The organism is Streptococcus parasuis (genome assembly GCF_021654455.1).
Classification (GTDB): domain Bacteria; phylum Bacillota; class Bacilli; order Lactobacillales; family Streptococcaceae; genus Streptococcus; species Streptococcus parasuis.
This window is the reverse complement of the sequence record NZ_AP024276.1, coordinates 1,580,305-1,607,081: the sequence shown is the minus strand read 5'-3', so window position 1 is coordinate 1,607,081 and position 26,777 is coordinate 1,580,305. Positions and strand designations below refer to the sequence as shown.

The following is a 26,777-nucleotide window of genomic DNA, read 5'->3' as shown; positions in this document are numbered from 1 at the left end:
TATAAATGAAATATTTTGGGGCTGGTAGCAATTCTCAGTCCCTTGGATACACTATGACACTTTGGATACAGTTAGCTAAATTTGCATGTTTTGAAACGGATCATTTCGTTTTGCGACCATTTTCTTTCGAGGATGGTGAGGATTTTTATACAATAGTCTCGCATGCTGAGAATCTTCCATTTATTTTTCCAGTTTTAAAGGACAAAGAGATTGCTGTTGCGACAATGGTTGAAAAATTTATCCGTTCGCCATTAGGAAATTGGGCAATAGTGGATAAAATTTCTGGTCGAATGATTGGTGCGCTTTGTCTTGAGAAGTTGGAGGAACGTCAACTTTCTGCGGAGCTCAGCTATTTCCTAAAAAAAGACTACTGGGGTCAAGGACTCATGACGGAAGCGGTGCGGACTTTAGTCTATCTAGCTTTTTACGAGTTTGGCATGAGAGAATTGACGATTGTCACCCATGAGGAAAATGTGGCCAGTCAAAGGGTGGCTAGAAAAGCTGGCTTTGTGCAAATTAACCACTATCGTGGAAGTGACCGTTATAGTCATAAAATGAGAAATTACTTGAAATTTAGCTTGAAGAAGGCAGATTTTAATTTAGAAATGTATGAGGACAATCAATGATTACAATTAAATCACAACGTGAAATTGATGCGATGAGCCGAGCCGGGGAAGTTCTGTCTGGTATTCATATCGGTTTGCGTGAGATAATCAAGCCAGGCGTGGACATGTGGGAAGTCGAAGAATATGTCCGTAAAACGTGTAAAGAAAAAAATGTGTTGCCGCTTCAAATTGGTGTGGACGGAGAATTGATGGATTATCCATACGCAACTTGTTGTGGATTGAATGATGAGGTGGCTCATGCTTTCCCACGTCACTATAAGCTTAGAGAAGGTGACTTATTGAAAGTTGACATGGTTCTTAGTGAGCCTCTAGACAAGTCTGTTATAGATGTGTCTAAACTCAATTTTAATGATGTTAAGGCCATGAAGAAAATCACTCAGACCTACCGTGGTGGATGTGCAGATTCCTGCTGGGCGTACGCTGTTGGTCAAGTCTCAGAAGAAGTTCAAAACTTGATGGACGTGACCAAGGAGTGTTTGTATCGTGGGATGGAGCAAGCAGTTGTTGGTAATCGTATCGGGGATATTGGTGCCGCTATTCAAGAATATGCTGAAAGTCTTGGATATGGTGTTGTTCGTGACTTAGTGGGTCACGGCGTTGGACCAACCTTCCATGAAGAGCCAATGGTTCCTCATTATGGGACCAAAGGGCGTGGACTCCGTTTGCGTGAGGGCATGGTCTTGACAATCGAGCCCATGATTAATACCGGAACTTGGGAAATTGATACAGATATGAAGACTGGCTGGGCTCATAAAACACTTGATGGTGGTTTGTCTTGTCAATATGAGCACCAATTTGTGATTACAAAAGATGGTCCACTTATCTTGACTAGTCAAGGTGAAGAAGGAACTTATTAATACTCTTTGAAAATCAAAAGCCGACGTTGTTGACTTGATGTGATGAGTGAAAGTCTCCAGTGTAGCCTTTCAGCCTGTTACCTTGAAATTCAATAGTAACAGGGTTCTGTCTGCATCAGAGCGAAACGAACTACGTTCGCCTATTTCCAACCTCCAAAGGTTCAGGGAACCTTTGGAGCAAGTCTTATTTTGATTTTCATTGAGTATAAATCAATTATAGAAGGAAGTATGAGGTTGAATGAATGAGGAAAGTCAAAAAACTAGAAGGACTGAAAACATTCTTTTCAACCTTTTTTTCCTATTATAAATCGGCGGAAATTGAGATAACGAGTGTGGCGGTAGCTTATTATCTTCTGATTTCCATTTTTCCGATTCTGTTAACCTTAGCCAATTTATTGCCTTATTTTCCTTTTGATGTTGATGCGATTCTATCAGTATTAGCAGAATTTATTCCTGAAAAAATCTATCCGACTGTTTCAAATTTTGTGACCAATATTCTAACTAAACCCTCAAGTTCTTGGTTAGGTATTGCTATTCTTACGACTTTATGGACCCTTTCAAATAGTATGATGATTTTACAAAAGGCTGTTAACAAGGCATATGGTATGGAAAATCATCGTGATGTCATTGTTGGTCGGCTAGTAGGTATCTTTTTGGGGATTGGTTTGCAAATAATCATAGGATTGAGCATAGCGAGTGTGACATTTGGTCAAGCCATTTTTTCTTATTTAGATAAATATTTTAATCTTGAAAATGGTTGGTTGGATATTTTTTTAGGACAAACACAACCGATTGCCTACCTAGCACTGTTTGCGGCACTGATTATGTTCTATTATTTTTTGCCAAATGTTCGAATACCTAAAATTTGGTATGTTTTCCCTGGGGCTGGTTTTGTTCTATTTATTATGGCAACAACTGGGAAGTTGTTTTCGCTATATTTGGATAACTATGCAAATAAATTATTAGATTTTCGTTCGGCAACAGCAGTAATATTTCTTGTATTTATGGTCTGGTTTATTTTTATGGCTCAGATTCTAATCATAGGTGCAGTCGTTAATGCAAGTGTTCATAAATTAAAATTAGGTGATATCCAGTCAAGAGACGGAGATATTGTTTCAATCTTTAAGCGAGCTAAAGCAAAATATAAAAAAAACGAGTAACCCCTAGTTGGAGGGTACTCGTTTTTTATAGGGAGTTTGACAGTCGCATATTCTTTTCTTCATTTCTTACTATTAAATACAAACAGTTTACTCAAAATATAATTGAGTACAATCACTAAGACTTGTGAGAAGAGTGTTGCGATGGCATTGACAAGGGAAAGGTCATTGTTTACAAATTGACCGATAATACCTGGGAAAGCCTGTACTAAGAGAAATGCCAGAAGCATATCTAGTCCCATAGTAACAAGTCTGGCAGATACAAACTTAAGAAGTCTTTTCTCCCATCCTCTAGATTCTTGCCGAAAGACGATTTGGTCATTTGTAATAAATGCAAACAATATGGCGATAACATTGGCAAGAAAAGCAACGACGACCACTTGATTGAGAAAGGCAAATAATAGGATTCGGGCGACCATATACACTAAGGTTGTAGCAACACCAAATATTAAATAAAGGATAACTTCGTTCTGGAATGTTTTTTTCATAATATTTTTCATACGTCAAGTCTATCATTTTTTAATAAAATATGCTATACTTATCAACGTTGTTGACAGTTATGTGCAACAACCCTTGGGGCTTACTCACTTTACCCAAGCATATTACAAGCATTTTGCTAAAGGAGAATCAGGATGAATACATCTAAATGGTCCGCCCGTGATTTGGCGGAAGTTGCTCTTGTTGCTGCAATTTATATTGCACTAACTGTTACCCCACCTTTAAATGCCATTTCGTTTGGTGCTGTACAGTTCCGAATTTCAGAAATGTTGAATTTTTTAGGTTTTTATCATAAAAAATATATTCTTGCTGTGACGATTGGATGTATGATTTCCAATCTGATGGTATATGGGGTTGTAGATCTACTGGTTGGTGGACTCTCTACCTTACTCTTTGTAAGTATCGGTGTCCTTTTGTTTGAACGCTATAAAAAAGAATATCTTTTTAATGGCTGGATGAACAAAGCATTTTTCTATTTTTCATTTTTCTTTGCTGCAACGATGTTTACTATTGCATTAGAACTAAACATCATGTATCAAGCACCGTTCTTCTTGACTTGGCTAACAACAGGTTTAGGTGAATTGTTATCCCTGTTAATTGGGGCAGTTGTTATTGAATCAGTGATGAAACGTATTCCAGGATACACACGCTTATAATAAAAAACAATCCGAGCTATGATTGCTTGGATTGTTTTCTATTTAGAGAATTATTTTTCTAAAAGCCCCAATCGGTTTAATTCATGATCAATAGTCATAAGCACAGTTTCTAAATCTTCTGGATTGTTTACAAAATCGAACTGATTTCCATCAATTCGGATTTTAGGAGAAGATTTATAATCTTGATACCAACTTGGATAGGCAGAATGGACCTGTTTATAATACTCAAGAAGTTCAGGATTTGCCGTTACCTGTTCATAGGAGCGACCACGCAGCTGGATTCGACTCAACATGGTTTCAAGAGATACATCGATGTAAACCAATAAATCTGGAGATTTCTTAGGCATCCCTTCTAGTTCCTCTAGCATATTTGCTAATAATTCTTTATAGATTTCTAGCTCCATTTTTGTGACATTACCATTTTGATAATTAAGAGTTAGAAACAACTCATCCTCAAAAATAGAACGATCTAGAATATTATTATCTGCTCGGTAGGCCTCTTTAATGGATTGGAATCGTTTGTTTAAAAAATATATCTGTAATAAAAATGCGTACTTCTCAGGATCTTGGTAGTACAAGTCCAAAACAGGATTTTGATCAACGGCTTCATAAAAAACATCGGTTCCAAGATGTTCTCCGAGAGCTGTAGCTAATGAGCTTTTTCCTGCTCCAATCGTTCCGGCTAATACAATCAACATAATGCTCCTCTCTTTTTCTAACGTTCTCATTGTATAAAAATATGGTATGGTTTTCAAGAATTAGACACGAATCCATTCAAAAAAAATTCCCCCCAAAATTTCTAGTAGGTGTCATAAACCTGAGGTAAAAGAGAATTTTAAAGCTCCTTTTTTCTGTTGTCAACCAAGGCCGATTTCGTGCTATAATAGTGTTTATGGAAGAAAAATATTTGAAAATTGCCCAAGAATTGGGTGTTAGTTTAAAACAAATTGATACAGTCTTGACGCTCACTGCAGAGGGAAATACCATTCCTTTTATTGCCCGCTATCGTAAGGAAGCAACAGGAAACCTCGACGAAGTGGTCATCAAATCGATTATTGATCGTGACAAGGCATTAACAGCTCTGGCAGAACGTAAAGCAACAGTTCTAGCAAAGATTGAAGAACAAGGGAAATTAACCGATCAGCTCCGTCAAGCGATTGAAGAAGCAGAAAAGTTAGCGGATGTGGAAGAACTGTATTTACCTTATAAAGAAAAACGTCGCACAAAGGCTACAATAGCTCGTGAAGCTGGATTATTCCCACTAGCACGTCTTATTTTACAGAACGTAGCAGATCTGGAAAATCAAGCAGCTCATTTTGTTTGTGAAGGTTTTGATACGGCTGAAGCTTGTCTTGTAGGTGCGGTTGATATTCTTGTAGAAGCCATTTCGGAAGATCCAAAGCTCCGTGCATGGACCTATCATGAAATTCAAACAAATTCGAGTCTCTATTCTGAATTAAAAGACCAAGCTGCTGATGAAAAGTTTGTGTTCCAAATGTATTACGATTTTTCTGAAAAAGTTGCGAAAATGCAGGGTTATCGTACCTTAGCTTTGAATCGTGGAGAAAAAGTGGGCGTTCTTAAAGTTCATTTTGAACACAATTTGGATAAGATAATTCGTTTCTTTGAAGTTCGTTTTCCGCAGAAAAATGCTTATATAGCAGATGCAATCAATCAGGCAGTTAAGAAAAAAATTATCCCAGCAATGGAGCGTCGCGTTCGGACAGAGTTGACAGAAAGTGCAGAAGAAGGGGCGATTGCTCTCTTTTCAGACAATCTTCGGAACTTGCTTCTCGTTCCACCATTAAAAGGAAAAATGGTCTTGGGTTTCGACCCTGCCTTTCGTACTGGTGCTAAGTTAGCTGTCGTAGATCAGACTGGTAAGCTACTGACGACACAAGTGATTCATCCAGTCAAGCCAGCTTCTCAGGCCCAGATTGCTCAGGCAAAGGAAGAGTTGGCCAACTTAATTGGTCAATACCAGGTGGAAATTATTGCTATCGGGAATGGGACGGCTAGCCGAGAATCGGAAGCCTTCGTTGCTGATTTGTTGAAAGATTTTCCGACGGTTTCTTACGTGATTGTAAATGAGAGTGGAGCTTCTGTCTACTCCGCATCTGAACTGGCTCGAACTGAATTTCCAGACCTAACGGTAGAAAAACGCTCTGCTATTTCCATCGCACGCCGTCTGCAAGACCCGTTGGCTGAGTTGGTTAAAATTGATCCAAAATCGATTGGTGTTGGACAGTATCAACATGATGTCAATCAAAAACTTTTGTCTGACAGTCTAGATTTTGTCGTTGATACAGTTGTTAACCAGGTCGGGGTCAATGTCAATACTGCAAGTCCTGCCCTCCTTTCGCATGTGGCTGGCCTCAATAAAACTATTTCAGAAAACATTGTCAAGTATCGTGAAGAAAATGGTGCTCTGACTTCTCGTCAACAGCTTAAAAAAGTTCCTCGCTTGGGAGAAAAGGCTTTTGAACAGGCGGCTGGTTTCTTGCGTATTCCTGATGGAACAAACTTTTTGGACAATACTGGTGTGCATCCAGAGTCATATAAGGCTGTAGAGACCTTGTTGAAACTGCTAGAAATTGACCACTTAGATGTTGCTGCGCAGGAAAAATTAAAACAAATTTCTATAGCAGAGATGGCAGGGGAAATTGGTGTCGGTCAGGAAACGTTGAAAGATATTATCGCTGACTTGCTTAAGCCAGGGCGTGATTTGCGTGATGAATTTGCAGCGCCAGTTCTTCGTCAAGATGTTCTCGATTTTAAGGATTTGCAAATTGGTCAGAAGTTGGAAGGTGTGGTCCGGAATGTGGTAGACTTTGGTGCTTTTGTGGACATTGGTATTCACGAAGATGGGCTGATTCATATATCAAACATGAGTAAGAATTTCATCAAGCATCCAAGTCAAGTTGTATCTGTTGGTGACTTGGTGACAGTTTGGGTTCATAAACTTGATCAGCAACGTGAGAAGGTTAATTTGACCTTGGTGGCTCCCCGTGAATCTCACTGAGTATGTTCAGCAGGTATCTGTAGAGGACTTCGGTAAGGAATTTCGGCATGTTGCTCTTTGGAATAGCCGATTGCAGTCGACAGGTGGTCGTTTCTTCCCAAAGGATGGCCACTTGGATTTTAATCCCAAACATCTGGAGGAGCAAGGGTTGGAAGTTTTTAGAAAGATTGTCCGCCATGAGCTCTGTCATTACCATCTTTACTATGAGAAGAAGGGCTATCGGCACGGAGACTGGGATTTCAAGAAACTGCTGGCTACGGTGGACGGCCTGCGCTATGCCCCTAAACTGGAACAAGCTACCAAGCCTGGTCTGCTTTATATCTGTCAGTCCTGTGCCCAAACCTACCAGCGCAAGCGCCGCCTTGATCTAAAGAAATACCGGTGTGGAAAGTGTCACGGAAAGCTCGTTTTGAAACAATAGAGAATCAGTCCTTGGGCTGATTTTTTTGTTGGGAAATATGGTATACTAGTATGGAATTGAGGTGAGTCTATGACGCAAAAGAGAGAAGAACGCTTAATTGAGTTATATGAAAAAGGTGTCTTGACCAAGGAAGAGGCTCGCGCCTGTTTTAAGGAAATGAATCAAGAACCAGACTTTCTTTTTGTGGAAGAAAAAGCAAAATTGAATTTTACCTTACCAAGTTTTAAGGTCTTTGCTTCCTCAAAGCTGAAACAGGCTTATTCATTTGATGGAATTGAATCACTCTTTCTAAAATTATCCGAGGGGCGGCTGACTCTGACCAAGTCTAAGAATGAACAGATCACCGTAGAAATTGTTTATAATCAAGATGCGCCAGAAGACAAGCTCCCTCGTCTTTATGTTGAAAAGAAAGGACTATATTTCAACAGTAGTTTGGCCTGTCGCTTGACCATTAGCTTGCCCCAGGAATGGATGTCAGTACTAGATGTAGAACTTGGTCAAGCAGATGCCCGGTTAGACTACTTGCCGTTTGAAGATATTTCTATCCGCAGTTCAAGAGATAAAAAACAACAGGATATTCGCTTGACAACCTGCGGTGGCTACCCACAGCATTTGTATGTGCAATTGGCACACGCGCCCTTCACCTTACAAACAGGGAAGGGGCAGGGAATTCAAGGACAGATTGAGTCTCAATCAGGTCAGGTTTTAGTCAATCGGAAAAAGAAAAATAGTCCTTATCAATTTGAAAAATCAGGAAATGATTTACTCTTTATAAAAGCACAGACTGGTCAAGGTGCTTTTTATGTGAAAGGAATAAAAGATGTCAATTGATTTGTATAGAGTAAGAAAGGGAAAAGTTGTGTCTGGCGTTCTTGCTGGCATAGCTCATAAATTAGGATGGGAGGCGTGGCTTGTGCGAGCCCTCTTTATAGCAGGTCTTCTATTTGGAAAATCTTTTATCTTGTTAATCGCCCTTTACGCAGCCGCAGTTTACTTCTTACCATATAAGGAAGATAAGGATGCCGAGAAATATGGAACTGGCCCGCGTAAGATAAAAGATGCAGAGAAAATACATAAGTAACATTGCATTTGTGAAAGATTATCGTTTGATGGTCTTTTTCTTTTTTGCAATCTGGATAATAAAACTCCCCATTCTCTTAAAGAGTGGGGAGGGAGGAAGTTTGAATTAGAGGGTTAACAAAATTGAATTTTCCTGTTTCAGTAGTGATTGGTCAATGTAGTTTCCATCAATTTCTACTCCATTTAAGATTAGAGAGCTACATCCAGTTTCTTTATGATTTGGATTAGAGATGGTGATGTACAAAGTTTTTCCTCGAAACTGTTTAGTAATTTGTACTTCAGGCCATTCTTTTGGTATGGCAGGTGATAAGCGTATACCGTCAAGTGTTGGTCGAATTCCTAGAATTCCCTCTACACTTGCAACCATCATGGTTGAAGCAGTACCTGTTAGCCAGTGAACGTGTGATCTACCAAAGTGAGGGCTATCTTTTCCTTCTGTAAACTGTCCAAAACAATAAGGCTCTAATTTCCGTATGTTTGCTTTAGTATTCTGGGCCGCTGGAGAGTTTTCTAAATAATAGTTAAATGCACGATTGCCGTTTCCCAATAAGGCTTCCGCTAGGATGAGCCAACCTTGTGATTGAGAAAAGATGCCAGCATTTTCTTTTGTCCCCTGATTGTAAATGACTGCTAGTGCACCATCAAATGCTTCCTTATGATAGGGAGGGTCCATCAAAACGGCACCAAATGGAGTGTTGAGGCGATTTAGGACCTGATTCATAGCTTGCTGTGCTTGATCTGGTTTAGCTAATCCACTAATTACTGCCCAACTTTGGGGATTTAACCAAAGATTAGCTTCCTTTGCAGCAGGAGTTCCAATTTTTTCACCGTTCTCTGTAAAACCACGTATAAATCGATCTTGATCCCAGCAAAGATCTTGAATTTTCTGATGATACTCTACTTGGAGGTGTTCAATTTGTTCTATGTATGTGGTATCATTTTTTTTCACTGCAAATTCTCTCATGATAGAGAGGGCGTAGTAGAATTGAAGGGCAACAAATGAAGATTCCCCGTTTGCCCCTAGACGTAAACAATCGTTCCAGTCAGCGTGAAGTCCAGCTGGTAATCCATGTGGACCCAAATGATTTATTGAAAAATCAATAGCTGTTTGAAGATGTTGGTATACTGTAGCTTTTCCATGATTTGCGTATGGGATAACTTCATCCAGAAAGTCAATATTCCCTGTCTCAGTTATGTATTTATAAATGGTCGGGAAGAGCCAAAGAGCATCATCAGCTCGGTATGCAGGGTGTCCCGTTTCTTGAACATATGAAGGGTCATCTGGAGTATCTTCGTGTCCAGCATTATGGGTAAATTTTACAAGTGGAAGGCCGGCTCCATTGTTTACTTGGGCGGATAGCATAAACCTTATTTTATCAACGGCCATTTCAGGGTGTAGGTGGATTATACCTTGTATATCTTGAACAGTATCTCGATAGCCGTAGCCATTACGCAATCCACAGTAGATATAGGAAGCTGCGCGTGACCAGATAAAGGTCATGTAACAGTTATAGGCATTCCAAATGTTAAGCATTGAGTTGAATTCTGAGCTGGGTGTTTGAACATGTAATTTTTCCAATCTGCTATCCCAAAGTTCTTCCAATGCATGGAGATCTTTTTTTATTTTCTCATCAGGATTGGCATATTGATGGAGAATCTTATCCGCATCTGCCTGCTTTTTTTCTCCAAGTATATATGTCAATGTTTTGGATTGTCCTGGCTCCAAACGGATCTGAGTTGATAAAGCTCCACAAGCATTTTCGCTATTATTTAGTACGTTACCTAAATGTCCTGATACAATTCCTTTGGGATTATGATAGCCATTATACAGGCCTAAGAACTCTTGTTTGTCACCACAGTAGGAAGAAACTTGAGCTCCAGCTAAACCAAAGAATCGTTCGGTAACATTTTTTTCGTCAACTTGATCATCAGCTTCCAAAGTATCAAGATTTCCATGAAGTTGTTGGATTATTTTATTTGTAGCAAATTTTGTTCGACTAATAAAAAGTGAGTATTGTAAGTTTACTTGGTCCTGTTCGTAATTCCCATGATTGGTGAATTCGGCATACCCACTAACTGTGAGATTTCTTGTTTGTTCAGAATGATTGGTAAGTGTTATTGCCCATACTTCATAGGTTTGTTGCTTAGGGACATAGTAGGTAGTACTCGATGCTATATTACTATAGGAAGTGTTCATCGTCGTGTATCCTAAACCATGGTGGCAATCAATAGAGTAATCTTGTAAATCTTTTCCGACAGGTTGCCAAGAAGCAGACCAATAATCCAGATTATCATTGTCTCTAATGTAAATATAACGTCCTGGCTGGTCCAAATGGTTGAAGATATAACGGAGAATTCTTCCATTTGCTCCTGAAGTAGCAAAACTGTATCCACCTGCATTGTTTGAAATAATTGCACCGTATTCAGGTGAGCCTAGATAATTCACCCAAGGAGTTGGAGTGGCAGGGTTAGTAATTATATATTCTTTTTTCTTATCGTCAAAATACCCGTATTGCATAATTTTTCCTTTCAAGTGTCTAAGAGAGTGTAATAGAGATATGGTGATTCTCATTTGGATCTAACTGATCTATTTCTGTTTTTGATAATGTAGCATATGCATCATCAGTTATTGGGAGATCTCGTCCATTGAAACGTGCTTGACTGATAACGTAGTCGCCGAATTCTTTTCTTGAGAGATTATGATAGGTCAAGGTAAAGGTTTTTCCGGCAAAAGTTGTTGTCAATTTTGCTTGATTTTGTTGATCAAATTGTTCAACAACCAGTTTTGGATACAGGATGAGATTTCCTAGATTTCCTTGAAAACCGAATACTTCTGTCAACATAGTGTACATATACCAGCTTGCTGCACCTGTTAGATAGTGGTATAGACCTCTACCATCTGAACGGAAATATTCAGGTATTCCCGGATAGATTCGACTGATATCGTAGTCTAAGGCTGTATTTGCTAAGGATTTTAATGCTTTCCAGCCAGCTTTTGCATAGCCACGACGGTATAAGGCATTTGCATACATAGTCGTCATGTGAGAAAAAACAGCTCCGTTTTCCTTTTCTCCATATGCAAAACCGAACATCCGGCCCATATCCATTTTTATTTCATTAAAGTTTGTGTTCAGTCTGTAACCACCGCATTCAGGAGCATACAAGTGGCGATCTGCGCTACGGATGATAGACTGAATCTGTTGGTCATTTGCTACGTAGCTCATGATAGAGAAAACCTGTCCAGTCAACATCATTTTTGGATGATTGGTGTGGCAAGTCTCTACTTGATGGCCATTATTATCATAATAACTGTTAAACCATCCATTCTCATCTTCACTTAACCATTCGGTTTTTTGAATTTGTTCTCGCAACCAATTTGCTTTTTCAATCAGATTAACTGCGAGTTCGGCAAATGTAACACGGATGGTTTTCCCGCTTAATTTGTGTTTGCAGGCTTCAGAGAATTCTTGTAGTACAGCTTGTTTTTTTGAATAATTATCGTAAACTTCCAGGTCATGAGAAAGCAGTGTTTCAAACTCTTCTGGTAATTGTATTGTTTGATCATCCAGCTGACTTGCATAAATTCGAATAAGATGAGCTAAATCCATCATACTACCAACGTAGGCACAGGTAAATGCCACACTTTCCCCTCTTTCGCTAGCCATATCCAAAGCATCATTCCAATCTGCATCACGTAATCGATAAAAATTGTGTTCACCAACATCATAAAACGCAGCCAATTGTTCAATCAGTAAATGTTCCAGAATGCTCCCTAAGTAAATATTTCCACCTAGAGTAAGCAACTGTGAACCATTTTCTTCCTTCCATTCTTTGTCAATGGCTGTGCCACGTTTTACTTGTCTGTCTTTGAAATAGGAAACTTTTTCAGTCAGAATAGATGTATCTCCTGTTTGATCAATATAGAGTTTTGTAGTAAGCAGTGGCCAAAAAGCATGATCCATCCAAACACGGGTAATACCATTTCGGTCCGCAATAAATTCTCCTTCTCCCGAGCCTATTATCGTCGCATTTGTTCCATCTATCCGAACACCTTTGAAGTTATTGACAATCATACGTCGAACTTGCGTAGGTTCTAATAGTAACAGTGAGAGACAATCTTGCCAGAGGTCTCTCCAACCTCGACCTCCTCTTCCATAGTCATGGTGAGGGAGGAATGAACATCCAAAAATTTTTCTCAAGTATGGTTGGAAACAAATCCATTTCATCCATTGATCAAAATCTGCTTGGCCTGTTTCAAATCGCACATTGACTTTGTTGTTCCAATACTGCTTAGTTTGTTCTAAATGTTGTTGAATTTGTGTATCAGTAGAGTAATCAGCTAAAGCCTCTTCAATATTTGTATCTTCCTCTGTAATTCCTAACAAAACAATATAGGAAGTTTCTTGCCCAGATTGGAGAGTAACCTCTTCAAAGCGAAAGGCTCCCATTGCTTCTCTTCCATCTATTTTATAATCAGAATATCCGGGATAGTGTTGAAAAACAGCTTCGGGATGGGTAAAGTTACCACTTTCTCCAATAAATTCCTCTACAGTTGGGTAAAATGCTACTGGGGTGTGCCCTTCACCTGTATAACCAGCTACATAATAGAGCAAATGATTAGGGTGATGTCCCCGTTCGTCAAAGGTCATGGTCGGATTGACAACAACCCCATTTTTTGTTGTGTGAATACGATGCAATAATGAAGTTACATGGCGGTGATCACGAAGATTGTCAGCACTCCTTCCAAAAATAGGAACTGCCACATAAGTAGAGAATCGTCTCGGATGATTGGAAAGATTTTTCAATCGAATATGCATGACTTCAATATTGGCTGAAACTGGTATGAAATTTGTAATACTAGTTGATATATTAGCAATCTCATCCGTACGTTCTAATTGATGCCACATAAATCCAGCCGTCACTTGGTCGTGTTGCTTTTCTTTAGCAATGTCTCTATCGTAATCAGAAGATTGTCCAGTTAAGGAAATCGTTTCTTTTCCATCAATGCAGGTCCATACATTACGGGTGGAGCGATTATTATGGAGATTTTCAATACTAACCGGTTCTAAAATAAAGCTATTTTGGCTAATTTTTGAATCTCCACCCAATAATGGTGTGATGGAACTTTTTAATCCTTTTTCGGATGCAAGAGGAAAATAGAGTGTGTGATTTTTTTGAGCCTGTTTCAATGTAAAGCTACCATTTTGATCAATAAATTCTACTTTATTCATAAGAATCCTTTCTGAATATAGGTTGTTAAGATAGTTTAATTGTAAGGTAAACAGTAACTAGAAAAAATAAGAATTAGGAAGAAAATATCAGAATGATGACATGAAGTGAAAAAGTTTAATGATTCTTTAAAAAAAATGTTTTCCATCAACTTTTTTTCTACATTAAATAAGTCAAAATGAAGTACACAATGAAAAAAAAGAATATGAACTTAGTTCAAAAATCTGATATTTTGTAAAAATATTTAATATAATACCCCACTCTTTCTAGCTATAATGAATTCATAAAAACAAAGAAAACTTCTAAAAGGAGAAGAAACATGAACAAAAAAGTAAGCGCTTTATTATTGACTGCGTTCGCATCAACTGCACTTGTTGCCTGTGGATCCAAGTCCGAATCAGCTGGTACAAGCCAAGCAGAAGAAGGTAAAGTAATCAATATCTATTCTTGGAATGACGAATTTCGTCAACGTGTAGAGGCAGTATATCCTGAAGTGAAGGAAACATCTGCAGATGGAACCATTACAACCTTAAAGGATGGGACAGAGATTCATTGGATTGTCAATCCGAACCAAGATGGTGTTTATCAACAAAAATTGGATGAAGCATTACTAAATCAAGAATCAGCTGCTGCAGATGAAAAAGTTGATATTTTTCTCTCTGAGACTGACTATGTTAACAAATACTCATCAAAAGAGGCTGATGCAGCTCTTCCTTTGAAGGAACTTGGAATTGATCCAGAAAAAGACTTATCTGACCAATATAGTTTTACTAAAGTAACAGCCTCTGATGAAGACGGGGTTCAACGTGGTTCGACATGGCAAACTACACCAGGGGTAATCGTGTACCGCCGTGATATAGCAAAAGCTGTTTTTGGTACAGATGATCCTTCTGAAATTGGTAAGAAGGTAGGGGATTGGGCAACTGCTAAAGAGACAGCAAAAATATTGAAAGATAAAGGCTATACAATATTTGCTTCTCCAGCCGATACTTTCCGTCTATATGGAAATAGTATCAAAGAACCTTGGGTAAAAGCTGGAGAAACCACTATTAATGTTGCACCAGAGGTTATGCAATGGGTTAAAGACTCTAAAGAATGGTTAGATGCCGGCTACTTTACCAAGACAGTTAAAGGTCAGTGGACCGATGAATGGAACAAGGAAATGAGCTCCCAAGCAAAGAACTTTGCGTTCCTATTCCCAGCATGGGGTATTGATTTTGTCTTGAAACCGAACTGGGATGGTGCTGAAGGTTCTTGGGCAGTGACGACACCACCACAAGAATACAACTGGGGTGGTTCTTATATCCATGGAGCAGTTGGTACAGACAATCCTAAACATGTAAAAGATATTATTTTAGCTTTGACAGGAAATAAAGAAAATCTCTTGAAAATTTCAAAAGATTATCTTGACTTTACAAATACTCAATCTGGTATGCAAGAAGCAGCGAAAGATGATAATTTCAAATCTGACTTCCTTGGTGGACAAAATGCCTTTGAATATTTTGCTCCAGTTGCTGAAAATATTAAGATTGCTCCGTTATCTGCCTACGACCAAGGTAGCGTAGAATTGATTCAAAATAACTTTAATGATTATCTACAAGATAAGGTTAGCTTTGAAAAAGCAAAAGAAAACTTTGAAATTGCCATTAAGGAACGTTATCCAGAAATCACAGAGATTAAATGGCCTGATTAAAGAGAGTAGCGGTGCATGTTGCACCGCCTTACTCTAAAAGGAGTAACAGAATGAAACAAAAACGTAAACGTATAAATTACGGGAAATGGGGTTATCTGTTTATCTTACCGTTTTTTGTCACCTTCTTTATTTTTTCCTTCATTCCATTAGTTGAAACTGTGCGATATAGTTTTTATGAATACTATCGATCAGGAATTAGAGAAATTGGGCCGACCTTTATTGGTGTTGATAATTATATTAGTTTATTACAGTCCGATATTCTAAAATATGCTGGTAATACCATGTTAATGTGGCTTATGGGCTTTATTCCTCAGATTGGAATTGCTCTGCTTTTAGCAAACTGGTTTGTTGATGCAAGACTTAAATTACGGGGTCAAGGAATTTATAAGGTAATTATATACTTGCCAAATTTAATTATGGCCTCTGCATTTGCCATGCTTTTCTTTACCCTCTTTTCAACAAACGGTCCCATTAATTCGATAATGACTTCATTAGGTATATTTAAGGAACCAGTTGATTTTATGGGTACCTCTCTTGGCACCCGTACTTTAGTTGCGGTGATGAATTTTCTGATGTGGTTCGGTAATTCAACAATCATGCTAATGGCAGCAATAATGGGGATTAATCCAGATATTTTTGAAGCAGCAGAGATTGATGGTTGTAATAGCCGACAACGTTTCTTTTACATTACGTTACCAATGATTCGTCCGATTCTAGCATATACGTTGATTACATCCATTATTGGTGGTCTTCAAATGTTTGATGTTCCACAAATTTTGACTAATGGACAAGGAGCTCCTGACCGAACTTCTACAACTCTCATTATGTTCTTAAATAATCACTTGAAGAGTAAGAACTATGGCATGGCTGGTGCACTATCTGTTTATCTGTTCGTCGTTAGTGCGTTCTTGTGTTGGTTTGTCTATAAGATGACAAATAATGAATTAAAGCTTGGGCGTACAAAGATGAAACAAAAAGTAAAAAAAGTATAGGAGGTTAGAATATGTCAACAAATGCTCAGAATCACTTGCGGCGTATTGTGGCACATTTTGTATTGATTAGCCTATCATTTATGTGCCTTTTCTTCTTTTATATTCTGATTGTTAGTGCCACACATTCTCATTCAGAGTTGCAAAGAGGATTTTCTGCCCTCCCTGGGGGACATCTTTGGGATAATCTGATGAAAGTTGCTAATGATGGGACTTTCCCAATGTTTAGAGGGATTATCAATAGTTTGATTGTTTCTGGTACTACTGCAGCGGTTTGTACTTATTTCTCAGCCTTAACAGCCTATGGGCTTTATGTGTATGACTTTAGATTTAAAAAAATAGCCTTTACTTTTATCATGGCTATTCTAGTTATGCCGACTCAAGTAACTTCAATGGGTTTCCTGAGATTGATTACCCAAATGGGTATGTATGATAGTTTTCTTCCATTAATTATTCCTGCTATTGCCTCGCCGGCGGTCTTCTACTTTATGTATAGCTATATGCAGGCCTCTTTACCACTTTCCATGGTGGATGCGGCGCGAATTGATGGCTCTGGGGAATTCCGTACTTTTAACACCATTGTGCTACCTCTGATGAAACCAGCTATCGCAGTTCAAGCAATCTTTACATTTGTAGGATCATGGAATAATTACTTCATCCCAGCCCTTGTGCTTCAATCTAAGGATAAAATGACCGTTCCGATATTAATTGCGTCCCTTCGTGGTGCAGACTATATGAATTTTGATATGGGAAAAATTTATACTATGATTTTAGTTGCTATCGTACCGATTGTACTGGTTTATCTCTTCCTTTCTAAATTTATCATCGCTGGAGTGACTCTTGGCGGTGTCAAAGAATAAAACAATTTTAAGGAGACAGTTTATGTCAAAGAAAATAGTTCTATCTTGGTTGTGTGTTGCATCAACTATCTGTAGCTTAGCAGTTAATGGGAAACAGATTTTAGCTGAAGATGTGGCTAGTCAACGGTTACCAACTTCAGAACAAATTATATCGGATTCTTCTGAAACTACATCATTGAGTACGGAAACTGAAGTAGCCGAAACTGAAGTAGCTGTAACAAGTCAATTAGATGAAACATCACCTGCTACAACAGCCAACCAAGAGAATGAAATGGCTTCAGAAGTAGTAGAGGAGACCGCGGAGCCATCACCAGAAGTTGAAACTCCTAAGCAAGAAGCATTTTCGACTGATTTTGATACTTTCGATGAGAATACGGCTCAGTTGGCAGATTGGTCTAATGGTGCAATGTTCAATGCACGATGGACACCTTCAAATGTGGCATTTTCAGATGGTATTATGACACTTACGATAGATAATGATGGAAAAGGTGGTTACAATAGTGGTGAATGGCGTACCCAACAATATTACCATTATGGAAAATATGAAGTACGCATGAAACCAATCAGTAATCCCGGGACAGTTTCTTCCTTCTTTACCTATACAGGTCCAAGTGATGGCACACAATGGGATGAAATTGATATTGAGTTTGTTGGATATGATACAACAAAAGTTCAGTTCAACTACTTTACCAATGGTGTAGGTGGTCATGAACATTATTACAATTTAGGATTTGACGCCTCTGAAGAATTTCATACCTATGCGTTTGAATGGAAAAAGGATTCTATTACATGGTTTGTAGATGGTGTGGCAGTTCATACAGCAACCACAGATATTCCAACTACACCTGGAAAAATTATGATGAATGCCTGGCCTGGTATTGGTGTGGATGAATGGCTAAAACCATTTGATGGAAACGTGCCTTTGGTTGCTTCTTATGATTGGATGAAGTATACACCGAATACAGTTGAATTACCGGAATCTAAAATAGAGAATGATGAACAGATGACAAATACGACACCTGAAGAGACTTCAGAAAACAAGTCAGATTCAAATGAAGGTTCGTCACTTTCCGATAAAATATCCGACTCAAACAGTTCATCAACTTTAAATAATGATTCAAACCACCAAGATGAGAATAGTGTTCCTTCAGGTCAGCACCAATCCAATGAAACGTTGGAAGGCAAGCAGGAGGTGAAAAAAACTCAACCTCTCCCATTACCGAATAACAATGTCAATCAGACTAATCTAAGTAACCAACATAAACTTCCAAATACCTCAAGCCAAACGGGACAGTTATCTATGTTCGTAGGGAGTGTATTATTTATTGTAGCTACGTTAGTATACTCATTCACTAGTCGAAAACGCTTATAGAAAAGAGAAGGTGAAAGATGACACATTCGATAGAAAACACACATGAAAATAATAAAGAGTCTTACATGGAGACGTTTCAAGAATATGATTCAGATACGATGGAGTTAGCAGATTGGGCAAATGGTGAAATGTTTGGCTGTCGTTGGTCTCCCGAAAATGTCTCATTTAGTTTTGAAGGTCTACGTCTCACCATTGCTCAAGACGAGAAAGGAGAGTTTACGGGTGGAGAATGGCGTACTCGTGAATCTTTCGGATTTGGTAAATATGAAGTTTCAATGAAGCCTATCAAAAATACTGGTGTCGTTTCTTCATTTTTTACTTACACTGGTCCAAGCGATGGAACACAATGGGATGAAATTGATATTGAATTTTTAGGGTATGATACAACAAAGGTTCAATTTAATTACTTCATCAATGGTGTAGGAAATCATGAATATCTATATGATCTTGGTTTTGATGCTAGTGAGGCGTTTCACACCTATGGATTTGAATGGCGTAATGATTTTATCACCTGGTTTGTAGATGGAGAGCCTGTTCATACAGTAACTGAAGATATTCCAAGTACACCAAGCAAAATTATGATGAATGTATGGCCAGGAACGGGTGTAGATGAATGGTTAGGTCCTTACGATGGAACAATACCTATTGTAGCTGAATATCAGCAAATTTCCTATTTACCGTAAATATGTATGTAAATTTCAACTTGTTCCTCCAAGGGAAAACTTGATATAATGGAAGTGTGACGAAAAATCATATGGGTAATCAGATGGAGAACGAGAATGGAAAAACACAAGGTATTTTTACAGGTTTCTATGGATGATGATTTGAATGAAATCAATCACCGAGAGCCGACGGAAGAATTCTATTTCTATCGTGCAGTTGCAAAAGGAGATCTTGATGCGGTTCGAATGAATTGTGAACAACAACGTTTTTTAGAGACGGATGGTGTAGGTGTATTATCTAAGAACCCTGTTACGAATATTAAGTATCATTTTGTGATTACAACAGCTATGATTACCCGTTTTTGCGGACAAAATGGATTGGAGTTAGAACAAGCGTATCGCATGAGTGACTTTTATATTCAGAAATTAGATACAATTCACACCGTACAAGAAGTGCAAAGTTTGCATGATGAAATGGTGTTGCACTATACAGAAAAGATGCGACGATACCATCAAAATGATACCAATTCAAAACATGTCAATGCATGTAAGGAGCATATTTATAAAAATCTAACAGAACGGATTACAGTTGATGCCGTTGCAGATGAACTAGGAGTATCATCGAGTTATTTATCTCGACTTTTTAAAAAAGAGGTGGGTGTCTCAATTAGTACATATATTCGAGATTTAAAAATTGAATCTGCAAAGGAATTGCTGAAATATGGAGAAATGTCCATGATTGAAATTGCAAACCACCTTTCTTTTTCATCACAAAGTCATTTCATCCAACAATTTAGAGATGTAACTGGAGTGACACCTAAGAAGTATAGAGATGAAAATGCAAAGTTGAAGTGGGATAGATAGGTTGTCAATAGGATAAAAGCTTGAAAGTATCTCAGGCTTTTTTCTATCATGTATTGAATGGATTTTGTGGATATTCTTCAATGAGAAATAGAAAGAAGAAGAATATGACAATATTAGTATGTGATTTGGGAGGAACAACAGTCAAATTTGGTCTTTATGATAAAGGAAGACTTTTTAACAAATCTTCATTTCGGACACCAACCACTTGGGAAGAAATGAAGTCAACCATACTAAATCTAAAGGACCATTTTTCCTATAGAGATCTGAAAGGAGTTGCATTATCTTGTCCGGGAGCAGTTGATACTAAAAAGGGGATTATTTACGGCAGAAGTGCCATTCCCTATATTCATCGTTTTTCGATTCAGGATGAGTTGAGTACATTGTTGGAACTACCTGTGACAATTGAAAATGATGCAAACTGTGCTGCCTTAGCTGAATTAAATCTGGGGGTAGCACAAAATGCAACCTCATCTATCTTTTTTATCATCGGTACGGGTGTCGGAGGTGCTATAGCACAAGGACGGCAGCTTCTAAGAGGAGAAGGCCAATTCGGTGGAGAATTTGGTTGTATGATTTTAAAAGATGGGTTAAGTATGAGCAAGTTAGTGAGTCCAGTTCGTCGAGCAAGACTATTTGCTCAACAGTATGGTTACCCAGATTCCTTTTCAGGAAAAGAGTTATTTACTCTTGCTGAATTTGGTGACAAGAGGGCTCTAGAGGTAATAACAGAAATGTATGATTACCTGGCAATAGGCATCTACAATGTGTTGGTGGCTACTAATCCAGAATTAGTAGTGATTGGAGGTGGAATTTCAGCTAGAGCAGACCTGATTGAACAAATCCAGCAACGATTGGATGCCTTACTAGTGAAAACGAAGATGGAGGATTTAACCTATCGTATTGAGGCTTGTGAATTTAGAAATGATGCCAATTTGCTTGGAGCAGCATCGCATTTTGTTGAAAGATATGGTATGTAAAAAGGAGTAAATAATGAAAAAATTTCCAACTAATTTTTGGTGGGGGGCTGCAACTTCAGGTCCGCAAAGTGAGGGACGTTTTTATAAGAAACACAAGAATGTTTTTGATTATTGGTATGATATTGAGCCAGAAGCCTTTTACGAAGGTGTTGGACCAGATGTAACCTCAAATTTCTACAACAGTTTCCGTGAAGATATTGCAATGATGAGAGAAATTGGACTTAATAGTGTTCGAACGTCTATTCAGTGGACTCGTCTGATTGATGATTTGGAAACCAATACTGTCAATCAGGATGCTGTTGAGTTTTATAATCAGGTGTTTGACTGTTTTATTGAAAATGGGATTAAACCAATTGTAACATTGCATCACTTTGATCTACCAGCAGAGTTGTATCATAAATATGGAGGTTGGGAATCTCGACGTGTTGTGGACCTGTTTGTTGGTTTTGCTGAACAAGCATTCAAACTCTATGGTGATCGAGTAAAGGATTGGACAACTCATAATGAGCCAATTGTTGTTGTGTTAGGTCAGTATTTACAACAATTTCACTATCCAAAGCTGGTGGATGGTAGGAAAGCGGTTCAGGTTGCATATCACTTGAACCTCGCGTCCGCTCTTGCAATCGCAAAATATCGTGAATTAGGTCTTGATGAAGAAGGAGGTCGTATTGGAATTGTTCTAAACTTGACTCCGACTTATCCAGCCTCACAAGAACCAGCAGATTTGGAAGCAGCACGGATTGCTGAATTGTGGAATAATAAATTATTCCTTGATCCTGCCATCCATGGGCATTTTCCAGAGGAATTAGTTGACATATTATCAAGAGATAAAGTCATTTGGAAGACGGAGCCAGGTGATGACCAAATACTAATGGACAATACTATCGATTTTTTGGGGGTAAACTTCTATCACCCAAATCGGGTTCAAGCTCCAGCTATTTCTCCAAGTTCAGTAGGCGACTGGAAACCTGAACGATACTTTGATAGTTATGCATTACCTGGGCGTAGAATGAATTTGGATCGTGGTTGGGAAATTTATCCAGAAGCACTGTATGATATTGCAATCACTATTCGTGACCATTATAATAATATTCCATGGTTTGTCTCAGAGAATGGTATGGGTATTTCTCATGAAGAACGTTTTTTAGATGAGAAGGGTCAAGTACAAGATGACTATCGGATAGACTTTATCCGAGATCATCTAGAATGCTTACACCGTGGTATTGAAGAAGGAAGTAATTGTTTTGGCTATCATATGTGGACGCCCATTGATTGTTGGTCCTGGTCAAATGCATATCGAAATCGATATGGTTTAATTGCAACAGATATTCATACTCAGGTAAAAACAATTAAAAATTCCGGACAATGGTTTAAAATGATTGCGAACCAGAATGGATTATCATAAATAAATGAAAACCGTTAGGGCAGTATACTAACGGTTTTCATTTATTTTTAGTTCGCGTGACTGGCGATTAATTCCATTTGTCCTGTAAAGGTCCAGTCTGTCACATTGGCTGGTAAGATAAAGTGGATTCCTTTTTGAAGTGGGTAGATGGTTTCACCGACTTGGATGGCACCTTCCCCATCGATGACACTGACAAGCAGGTAAGGAACGGTCTGTTCCATTTTGATTTCTTGATGAATATCCCATTTATAGACTGTAAAAAACGGATTTGCTACTAAGACGGTCGAATCAAGATGATCGATTTTAAGCTTGGCAGGTGTTGAATTGGCAACTGGACCAATTGTCAGCACATCAATCGATTTTTCAATGTGTAGTTCACGTAGATTTCCTGTATCATCACGGCGATCAAAGTCATAGACACGGTAGGTTGTATCGCTAGATTGTTGGGTTTCTAGTATCATGATACCTTTACCGATGGCGTGCATGGTGCCGCTTGGTACAAAGAAGAAATCACCCTTTTTGACGGGTACATGGGTCAACAGCTTGTCCCAATCTCCAGCTTCGATTTGCTGGCGGAGTTCTTCTTTGGATTGGGCATTGTGGCCATAAATGATTTCAGCCCCGTCCTCGGCTTCTAAAATGTACCAACATTCTGTTTTGCCAAGTTCACCTTCGTGAGCCAAGCCATAGCTATCATCGGGATGGACTTGGACGCTAAGCCAATCGTCTGCATCAAGGATTTTGGTTAATAATGGAAAGACATTATCTGTGGGATTGCCAAATAAATGTTTTTCATTCTGATAGAGGTCATCCAGTCCTCTTCCTTTATATTGACCATTTGAGACAGCTGTTACGCCGTTTGGGTGGGCAGATATAGCCCAACATTCACCAGTCTTTTCACTAGGAATATCGTAGTGGTAGTTGGTTTTCAGGCGTTGACCACCCCAAATTTTTTCGTGCATTACAGGTGTGAGAAACAAGGGTTCCATGATTTTCTCCTTCATAATAAGAATTCTACTATATAAAGTATAACAGATTTTTCACAAAAAGTTAAAAAATTTTAACAAAAGTATATATTTTTAAATAAAAGTATATACTTTTAAAAAATCTTGTGTTATAATGAAAGCGTAAACAAATGCAAAGAAAAAATAATGGAGGAGAAATCTATGAAAAAAGCATTGTTTAAATTTGGTATCACCGCAGTAGCAGCTGCACTTGTTTTAGCGGGATGTGCTAGTGGAGGCGGAGGTAGCCAAAGTGAGGATGGAAAAGAAACCATCACTTTTATTAACCACAAGACAGACTGGGAGGGAAATGGTAAATGGGATGAATACATTGCTAAGTTCAATGAGAAATATCCTGACATCACTGTAGAAGTTCAAACCATCACGGACTATGCTGGTCAGATGAAGACCCGTATGAATTCCAAAGAGTATGGCGATGTTCTAATGATTCCAGGTGATATTCAACCGCAAGATTACGCAACCTTCTTTGAACCGATGGGAGACAAGGCGGAGTTAGAAAAGACCTATCTCGGCTTGAACGATCGTTCATTTGAAGGAGTTTCATACGGTATTCCGAGTCAGATGAATGCTACGGGTATGGTGGTGAATATGAAGGTATTTGAAGATGCTGGAATCAAAGAATTTCCTAAAACTCCGGAAAGCTTCCTAGCAGCTTTGAAAACCATCAAGGAAAAGAACAATGATGTAGTTCCTCTTTATACCAACTACGCAGCTGGTTGGACGCTATCAAACTGGGACTTTACTCGTGCTGGAGCTACAGGAGATGTAGATTTTACCAACAAAATGACGTCTGATACTTCGCCATTTGACCAAGAAGATACAATGGGAACTATTTATAAGCTTTTGTATGATGTAGCCAAAGAAGGTTTGATTGAAGCAGATCCAACAACAACTGACTGGGAGCAATCAAAAGTTGATTTAGCAAATGGTAAGATTGCAGTCATGGTCTTGGGTAGCTGGGCAGTTCCTCAAATTCAAGAAGCAAATCCAGATAATGCATCAAACATTACTTTCCAAGCCTTTCCAATGACTGCATCTGATGGCAAACAATATATGCCAGTTGGTGGAGACTATAACTATGGTATTAGCGTTCATTCAGAGCACAAAGAAGCAGCTCGCAAATTCGTAGACTGGATGGTCAACGAATCTGATTATGCCAAAGATAATGGCGGCCTCCCAACTGTAAAAGGTGCAGATTATCCAGAAGCATTGCAGGCAAGTAAAGAAGCTGGAGTAGAATTGTTTGAAGAAAATCCAGCACCAGAAGGAAAAGAATCACTCTTCAGCGATATTAATAACCAATCTGAATTGGGTATTGGTACAACTGACCTTGAAAAACAACGCATCATTGATGCTGCAGTAGGGAACTCTTCTGAGACTTACCAAGATATTATGAAGGATTTCAACACTCGTTGGGCAGATGCCATTAAAGCAGTTGCTGGCAACTAAGAATAGTGGTGGGCTGGTTGGAATTCTCTAACTGGCCCATTATTTAGAACCTGTATTCACAGTTCAGCGCTCCATCTTAGTCTAGTTTTTCAGCTGCTTATCATTCGTTTTTTCAAAATACAGTCAGTATTCCCTCAAAAAATTACCTTGATTAGCGAAAAGCTGTCTCTTATATACAAGCACTTTACTTGTGAATACAAGTTCTTATTTTAGGAGGATCTTATGCTTAAGATGAAAATGAGTCAAGCGGCTGAAAAGCGTTTATTGATTTTCACGTTTACAATTATTCCTGTGCTATTATTGTTAACATTTTCTTATTATCCCTTGGTGAAAATGTTTCAATATAGTTTAACCAATTGGAATGGGTACTCTCCCAATCCGGATTTTGTCGGTTTGGACAATTACAAGACCATTTTAACAAAACCTACTTATTTTACGGTTTTTAAGACTAGTTTGTATTACTTTATTGCAACTTTCTTCCAGTTGGGAATTGCACTTTTGTTTGCGACAATCTTATCTTTCAAGGTAAAATTCGCTAATTTTTGGAAGGGGATTCTCTTTTTCCCTTATCTTTTAAATGGTGTTGCGATTGGTTTCATCTTCTTGTATTTCTACAAAGGCGGAGGAACCTTAGATACGGTTCTTGAGATGTTAGGCTTGGGGGATCAGATTCAACTCTGGTTGGGAAATCGAGAAATTAATAATATTTCTCTTGCCTTTACCTCTGTTTGGCGCTATACAGGCTTTAATTTCCTTGTCTTCCTTGGTGCCATTCAATCCATCAATCCAGAGATTTATGAAGCGGCAGAAATTGACGGTGCCAATCGTTGGGACCAGTTTATCTATATTATTTTTCCAAGTATCCGAAATATCATCTTTTTGAATATTATTCTTGGCGTTAGTGGCTCACTGAGTGTATTTGACATTCCATACATTATGACTGGTGGTTCAAACGGCACTACAACCTTCGTGATTCAAACAATCGATACAGCCTTTAAGTATAACAAGGTTGGTTTGGCTTCTGCTATGGCCATTATTCTTTTGGTCATTGTCGTAGTAGTGACCTTAGTGCAACGCTATGCTACGCAGGAAAGGAAATAAACGATGAGAAAAGAGAAATTGACAATTGGCAAGGTCTTCCAATACCTTGTCCTCATTCTAGGAGCAGTCGTTGCACTGTTGCCCATCTTGGTTGTGTTTATTGGTTCTTTTAAATCAAACAATGAATTTCTGAGCAGCAATGTCCTCGCTCTTCCAAAAACCTGGGATTTTTCAAACTATAAAACAGCCTTTGTCAATGGACAGATGCTTCTAGGTTTTAAAAATACGCTGATCATTTTTGTAGCTAGTATGATTGGGAAGTTGACCTTGGCGTCCATGTTTGCCTATGCAATGAGTCGCTTTGATTTTAAATTGAAGAAAGTAATTCTCGGTCTTTTCATGATTGCCATGCTGATTCCAGGTATTACCAGTCAAGTAGCAACCTTCCAAATCATTAATTCCCTTGGCTTGTTTAACACTATCTGGGCTGTTATCTTGTTGAATTTGGGAACGGATGTGATTTCAGTTTATGTCTTTATGCAGTATTTAGACGAAATTTCAATTTCATTGGATGAATCAGCCTACCTTGATGGAGCAAATCACTTTGGGATTTTCTGGAGAATTATTCTGCCAAACTTAAAGGCTCCAATTGTGACCATGTTGATTATCAGTGGTGTAGGTGTCTATAATGACTTCTATAGCCCATTCTTGTATATGCCAGATCGGAATTTAAAGGTGATTTCAACAGCCCTCTTCGCCTTTAAAGGGCCATATGGTACTAACTGGCCGGTTATTCTAGCGGGTGTTATTATTGTTATCTTGCCAATTTTAATTGTATTCTTGTCCCTCCAAAAATACATTTACAATGGGGTGGCTGGTTCTGTTAAGTAGTCA

At 38.5% G+C, this 26,777-nt stretch carries 24 protein-coding genes and 1 riboswitch; of the genes, 19 read left to right on the top strand and 5 right to left on the bottom strand.

Annotation, left to right across the window (positions count from 1 at the left end):
* Positions 1-53: 53 nt before the first annotated feature.
* The 3 genes from L6410_RS08050 to L6410_RS08040 all read left to right on the top strand — a co-directional run bounded on the left by L6410_RS08050 (position 54) and on the right by L6410_RS08040 (position 2,643).
* Positions 54-626, top strand: coding sequence for a GNAT family N-acetyltransferase (locus tag L6410_RS08050; protein ID WP_172024723.1), 573 nt, complete (start codon positions 54-56; stop codon positions 624-626).
* Positions 623-1,483: a methionyl aminopeptidase gene (locus tag L6410_RS08045; RefSeq protein WP_024392493.1), complete on the top strand. Its 861-nt coding sequence runs from the start codon at positions 623-625 to the stop codon at positions 1,481-1,483. Before L6410_RS08050 ends, L6410_RS08045 begins: the two co-directional genes overlap by 4 nt.
* A 242-nt stretch (positions 1,484-1,725) precedes the next feature.
* On the top strand, positions 1,726-2,643 hold the full coding sequence (locus L6410_RS08040) for a YihY/virulence factor BrkB family protein (RefSeq protein ID WP_237395283.1): 918 nt from the start codon (positions 1,726-1,728) through the stop codon (positions 2,641-2,643).
* A gap of 59 nt (positions 2,644-2,702) precedes the next feature.
* Here the strand turns inward: L6410_RS08040 and L6410_RS08035 are convergent, their stop codons facing one another.
* Positions 2,703-3,140, bottom strand: a complete 438-nt coding sequence (locus tag L6410_RS08035) for a GtrA family protein (protein ID WP_237395282.1) — start codon at positions 3,138-3,140, stop codon at positions 2,703-2,705.
* Between the two features lie 28 nt (positions 3,141-3,168).
* Positions 3,169-3,275: riboswitch (PreQ1 riboswitch) on the top strand.
* On the opposite strand from L6410_RS08035, the gene L6410_RS08030 reads away from it, so the two are divergent.
* Positions 3,273-3,794, top strand: coding sequence for a QueT transporter family protein (locus L6410_RS08030; RefSeq protein ID WP_024392496.1), 522 nt, complete (start codon positions 3,273-3,275; stop codon positions 3,792-3,794). It overlaps the preceding riboswitch by 3 nt.
* A gap of 50 nt (positions 3,795-3,844) precedes the next feature.
* Here L6410_RS08030 and L6410_RS08025 read toward each other — a convergent pair whose 3' ends face one another.
* Entirely contained in the window at positions 3,845-4,492 is a 648-nt protein-coding gene (locus L6410_RS08025; protein ID WP_237395281.1) for a deoxynucleoside kinase, read from the bottom strand.
* Between the two features lie 194 nt (positions 4,493-4,686).
* Between L6410_RS08025 and L6410_RS08020 the strand changes: the two genes are divergently transcribed.
* The 4 genes from L6410_RS08020 (at position 4,687) to L6410_RS08005 (ending at position 8,318) form a co-directional block, all read left to right on the top strand.
* Entirely contained in the window at positions 4,687-6,816 is a 2,130-nt protein-coding gene (locus tag L6410_RS08020) for a Tex family protein (RefSeq protein WP_172039070.1), read from the top strand.
* Positions 6,803-7,237: a SprT family protein gene (locus tag L6410_RS08015; RefSeq protein WP_237395280.1), complete on the top strand. Its 435-nt coding sequence runs from the start codon at positions 6,803-6,805 to the stop codon at positions 7,235-7,237. The genes L6410_RS08020 and L6410_RS08015 overlap by 14 nt, the downstream gene beginning before the upstream one ends.
* Positions 7,238-7,306: 69 nt before the next feature.
* On the top strand, positions 7,307-8,068 hold the full coding sequence (locus tag L6410_RS08010) for a hypothetical protein (RefSeq protein WP_024392500.1): 762 nt from the start codon (positions 7,307-7,309) through the stop codon (positions 8,066-8,068).
* Positions 8,058-8,318: a PspC domain-containing protein gene (locus L6410_RS08005; protein ID WP_024392501.1), complete on the top strand. Its 261-nt coding sequence runs from the start codon at positions 8,058-8,060 to the stop codon at positions 8,316-8,318. Before L6410_RS08010 ends, L6410_RS08005 begins: the two co-directional genes overlap by 11 nt.
* 105 nt (positions 8,319-8,423) lie before the next feature.
* Here L6410_RS08005 and L6410_RS08000 read toward each other — a convergent pair whose 3' ends face one another.
* Positions 8,424-10,835 (bottom strand): glycoside hydrolase family 94 protein, encoded by a 2,412-nt coding sequence (locus tag L6410_RS08000; RefSeq protein ID WP_237395279.1) that lies wholly within the window; start codon positions 10,833-10,835, stop codon positions 8,424-8,426.
* 19 nt (positions 10,836-10,854) lie between these two features.
* On the bottom strand, positions 10,855-13,548 hold the full coding sequence (locus tag L6410_RS07995) for a GH36-type glycosyl hydrolase domain-containing protein (protein WP_237395278.1): 2,694 nt from the start codon (positions 13,546-13,548) through the stop codon (positions 10,855-10,857).
* A gap of 317 nt (positions 13,549-13,865) precedes the next feature.
* On the opposite strand from L6410_RS07995, the gene L6410_RS07990 reads away from it, so the two are divergent.
* From L6410_RS07990 to L6410_RS07955, 8 genes are all read left to right on the top strand, one after another.
* Positions 13,866-15,239, top strand: coding sequence for an ABC transporter substrate-binding protein (locus L6410_RS07990; protein ID WP_024392504.1), 1,374 nt, complete (start codon positions 13,866-13,868; stop codon positions 15,237-15,239).
* A 50-nt stretch (positions 15,240-15,289) separates the two neighbouring features.
* Positions 15,290-16,231, top strand: coding sequence for a carbohydrate ABC transporter permease (locus L6410_RS07985; protein WP_044668011.1), 942 nt, complete (start codon positions 15,290-15,292; stop codon positions 16,229-16,231).
* A gap of 11 nt (positions 16,232-16,242) precedes the next feature.
* The gene (locus L6410_RS07980; RefSeq protein WP_044668013.1) at positions 16,243-17,088 is read left to right on the top strand and encodes a carbohydrate ABC transporter permease; all 846 of its coding nucleotides are present in this window, start codon (positions 16,243-16,245) and stop codon (positions 17,086-17,088) included.
* A gap of 22 nt (positions 17,089-17,110) precedes the next feature.
* Positions 17,111-18,460, top strand: coding sequence for a beta-glucanase (bglS, locus tag L6410_RS11025; RefSeq protein ID WP_272877306.1), 1,350 nt, complete (start codon positions 17,111-17,113; stop codon positions 18,458-18,460).
* Positions 18,461-18,477: 17 nt separating this feature from the next.
* Positions 18,478-19,143 (top strand): beta-glucanase, encoded by a 666-nt coding sequence (gene bglS / locus L6410_RS07970; protein ID WP_237395277.1) that lies wholly within the window; start codon positions 18,478-18,480, stop codon positions 19,141-19,143.
* A gap of 96 nt (positions 19,144-19,239) precedes the next feature.
* Positions 19,240-19,986 carry a helix-turn-helix domain-containing protein gene (locus tag L6410_RS07965; RefSeq protein WP_237395276.1) on the top strand — a complete coding sequence of 249 codons (747 nt, stop codon included), beginning with the start codon at positions 19,240-19,242 and terminating at the stop codon, positions 19,984-19,986.
* 104 nt (positions 19,987-20,090) lie between these two features.
* Positions 20,091-20,963 (top strand): ROK family protein, encoded by an 873-nt coding sequence (locus L6410_RS07960; protein WP_024392510.1) that lies wholly within the window; start codon positions 20,091-20,093, stop codon positions 20,961-20,963.
* A gap of 13 nt (positions 20,964-20,976) precedes the next feature.
* Entirely contained in the window at positions 20,977-22,368 is a 1,392-nt protein-coding gene (locus tag L6410_RS07955; RefSeq protein WP_237395275.1) for a glycoside hydrolase family 1 protein, read from the top strand.
* Between the two features lie 47 nt (positions 22,369-22,415).
* Here the strand turns inward: L6410_RS07955 and manA are convergent, their stop codons facing one another.
* A complete protein-coding gene (gene manA / locus L6410_RS07950; RefSeq protein WP_237396768.1) occupies positions 22,416-23,360 on the bottom strand; it encodes a mannose-6-phosphate isomerase, class I in 945 nt (314 codons plus the stop codon).
* A 174-nt stretch (positions 23,361-23,534) separates the two neighbouring features.
* Here manA and L6410_RS07945 point away from each other — a divergent pair, with 174 nt between their 5' ends.
* The 3 genes from L6410_RS07945 (at position 23,535) to L6410_RS07935 (ending at position 26,774) form a co-directional block, all read left to right on the top strand.
* Positions 23,535-24,842, top strand: coding sequence for an ABC transporter substrate-binding protein (locus L6410_RS07945; protein WP_237395274.1), 1,308 nt, complete (start codon positions 23,535-23,537; stop codon positions 24,840-24,842).
* Between the two features lie 222 nt (positions 24,843-25,064).
* The gene (locus L6410_RS07940; RefSeq protein ID WP_024392514.1) at positions 25,065-25,943 is read left to right on the top strand and encodes a carbohydrate ABC transporter permease; all 879 of its coding nucleotides are present in this window, start codon (positions 25,065-25,067) and stop codon (positions 25,941-25,943) included.
* 3 nt (positions 25,944-25,946) lie between these two features.
* Entirely contained in the window at positions 25,947-26,774 is an 828-nt protein-coding gene (locus tag L6410_RS07935) for a carbohydrate ABC transporter permease (protein WP_024392515.1), read from the top strand.
* The last annotated feature ends 3 nt before the right edge of the window (positions 26,775-26,777 follow it).

What these genes read in the sequence shown, in the direction of transcription:
- L6410_RS08050 (WP_172024723.1), top strand. Translation starts at nt 54, where the DNA reads ATGACACTTTGGATACAGTTAGCTAAATTTGCATGTTTTGAAACGGAT.
- L6410_RS08045 (WP_024392493.1), top strand. Translation starts at nt 623, where the DNA reads ATGATTACAATTAAATCACAACGTGAAATTGATGCGATGAGCCGAGCC.
- L6410_RS08040 (WP_237395283.1), top strand. Translation starts at nt 1,726, where the DNA reads ATGAGGAAAGTCAAAAAACTAGAAGGACTGAAAACATTCTTTTCAACC.
- L6410_RS08035 (WP_237395282.1), bottom strand. Translation starts at nt 3,140, where the DNA reads ATGAAAAATATTATGAAAAAAACATTCCAGAACGAAGTTATCCTTTAT.
- L6410_RS08030 (WP_024392496.1), top strand. Translation starts at nt 3,273, where the DNA reads ATGAATACATCTAAATGGTCCGCCCGTGATTTGGCGGAAGTTGCTCTT.
- L6410_RS08025 (WP_237395281.1), bottom strand. Translation starts at nt 4,492, where the DNA reads ATGTTGATTGTATTAGCCGGAACGATTGGAGCAGGAAAAAGCTCATTA.
- L6410_RS08020 (WP_172039070.1), top strand. Translation starts at nt 4,687, where the DNA reads ATGGAAGAAAAATATTTGAAAATTGCCCAAGAATTGGGTGTTAGTTTA.
- L6410_RS08010 (WP_024392500.1), top strand. Translation starts at nt 7,307, where the DNA reads ATGACGCAAAAGAGAGAAGAACGCTTAATTGAGTTATATGAAAAAGGT.
- L6410_RS08005 (WP_024392501.1), top strand. Translation starts at nt 8,058, where the DNA reads ATGTCAATTGATTTGTATAGAGTAAGAAAGGGAAAAGTTGTGTCTGGC.
- L6410_RS08000 (WP_237395279.1), bottom strand. Translation starts at nt 10,835, where the DNA reads ATGCAATACGGGTATTTTGACGATAAGAAAAAAGAATATATAATTACT.
- L6410_RS07995 (WP_237395278.1), bottom strand. Translation starts at nt 13,548, where the DNA reads ATGAATAAAGTAGAATTTATTGATCAAAATGGTAGCTTTACATTGAAA.
- L6410_RS07990 (WP_024392504.1), top strand. Translation starts at nt 13,866, where the DNA reads ATGAACAAAAAAGTAAGCGCTTTATTATTGACTGCGTTCGCATCAACT.
- L6410_RS07985 (WP_044668011.1), top strand. Translation starts at nt 15,290, where the DNA reads ATGAAACAAAAACGTAAACGTATAAATTACGGGAAATGGGGTTATCTG.
- L6410_RS07980 (WP_044668013.1), top strand. Translation starts at nt 16,243, where the DNA reads ATGTCAACAAATGCTCAGAATCACTTGCGGCGTATTGTGGCACATTTT.
- bglS (WP_272877306.1), top strand. Translation starts at nt 17,111, where the DNA reads ATGTCAAAGAAAATAGTTCTATCTTGGTTGTGTGTTGCATCAACTATC.
- bglS (WP_237395277.1), top strand. Translation starts at nt 18,478, where the DNA reads ATGACACATTCGATAGAAAACACACATGAAAATAATAAAGAGTCTTAC.
- L6410_RS07965 (WP_237395276.1), top strand. Translation starts at nt 19,240, where the DNA reads ATGGAAAAACACAAGGTATTTTTACAGGTTTCTATGGATGATGATTTG.
- L6410_RS07960 (WP_024392510.1), top strand. Translation starts at nt 20,091, where the DNA reads ATGACAATATTAGTATGTGATTTGGGAGGAACAACAGTCAAATTTGGT.
- L6410_RS07955 (WP_237395275.1), top strand. Translation starts at nt 20,977, where the DNA reads ATGAAAAAATTTCCAACTAATTTTTGGTGGGGGGCTGCAACTTCAGGT.
- L6410_RS07945 (WP_237395274.1), top strand. Translation starts at nt 23,535, where the DNA reads ATGAAAAAAGCATTGTTTAAATTTGGTATCACCGCAGTAGCAGCTGCA.
- L6410_RS07940 (WP_024392514.1), top strand. Translation starts at nt 25,065, where the DNA reads ATGCTTAAGATGAAAATGAGTCAAGCGGCTGAAAAGCGTTTATTGATT.
- L6410_RS07935 (WP_024392515.1), top strand. Translation starts at nt 25,947, where the DNA reads ATGAGAAAAGAGAAATTGACAATTGGCAAGGTCTTCCAATACCTTGTC.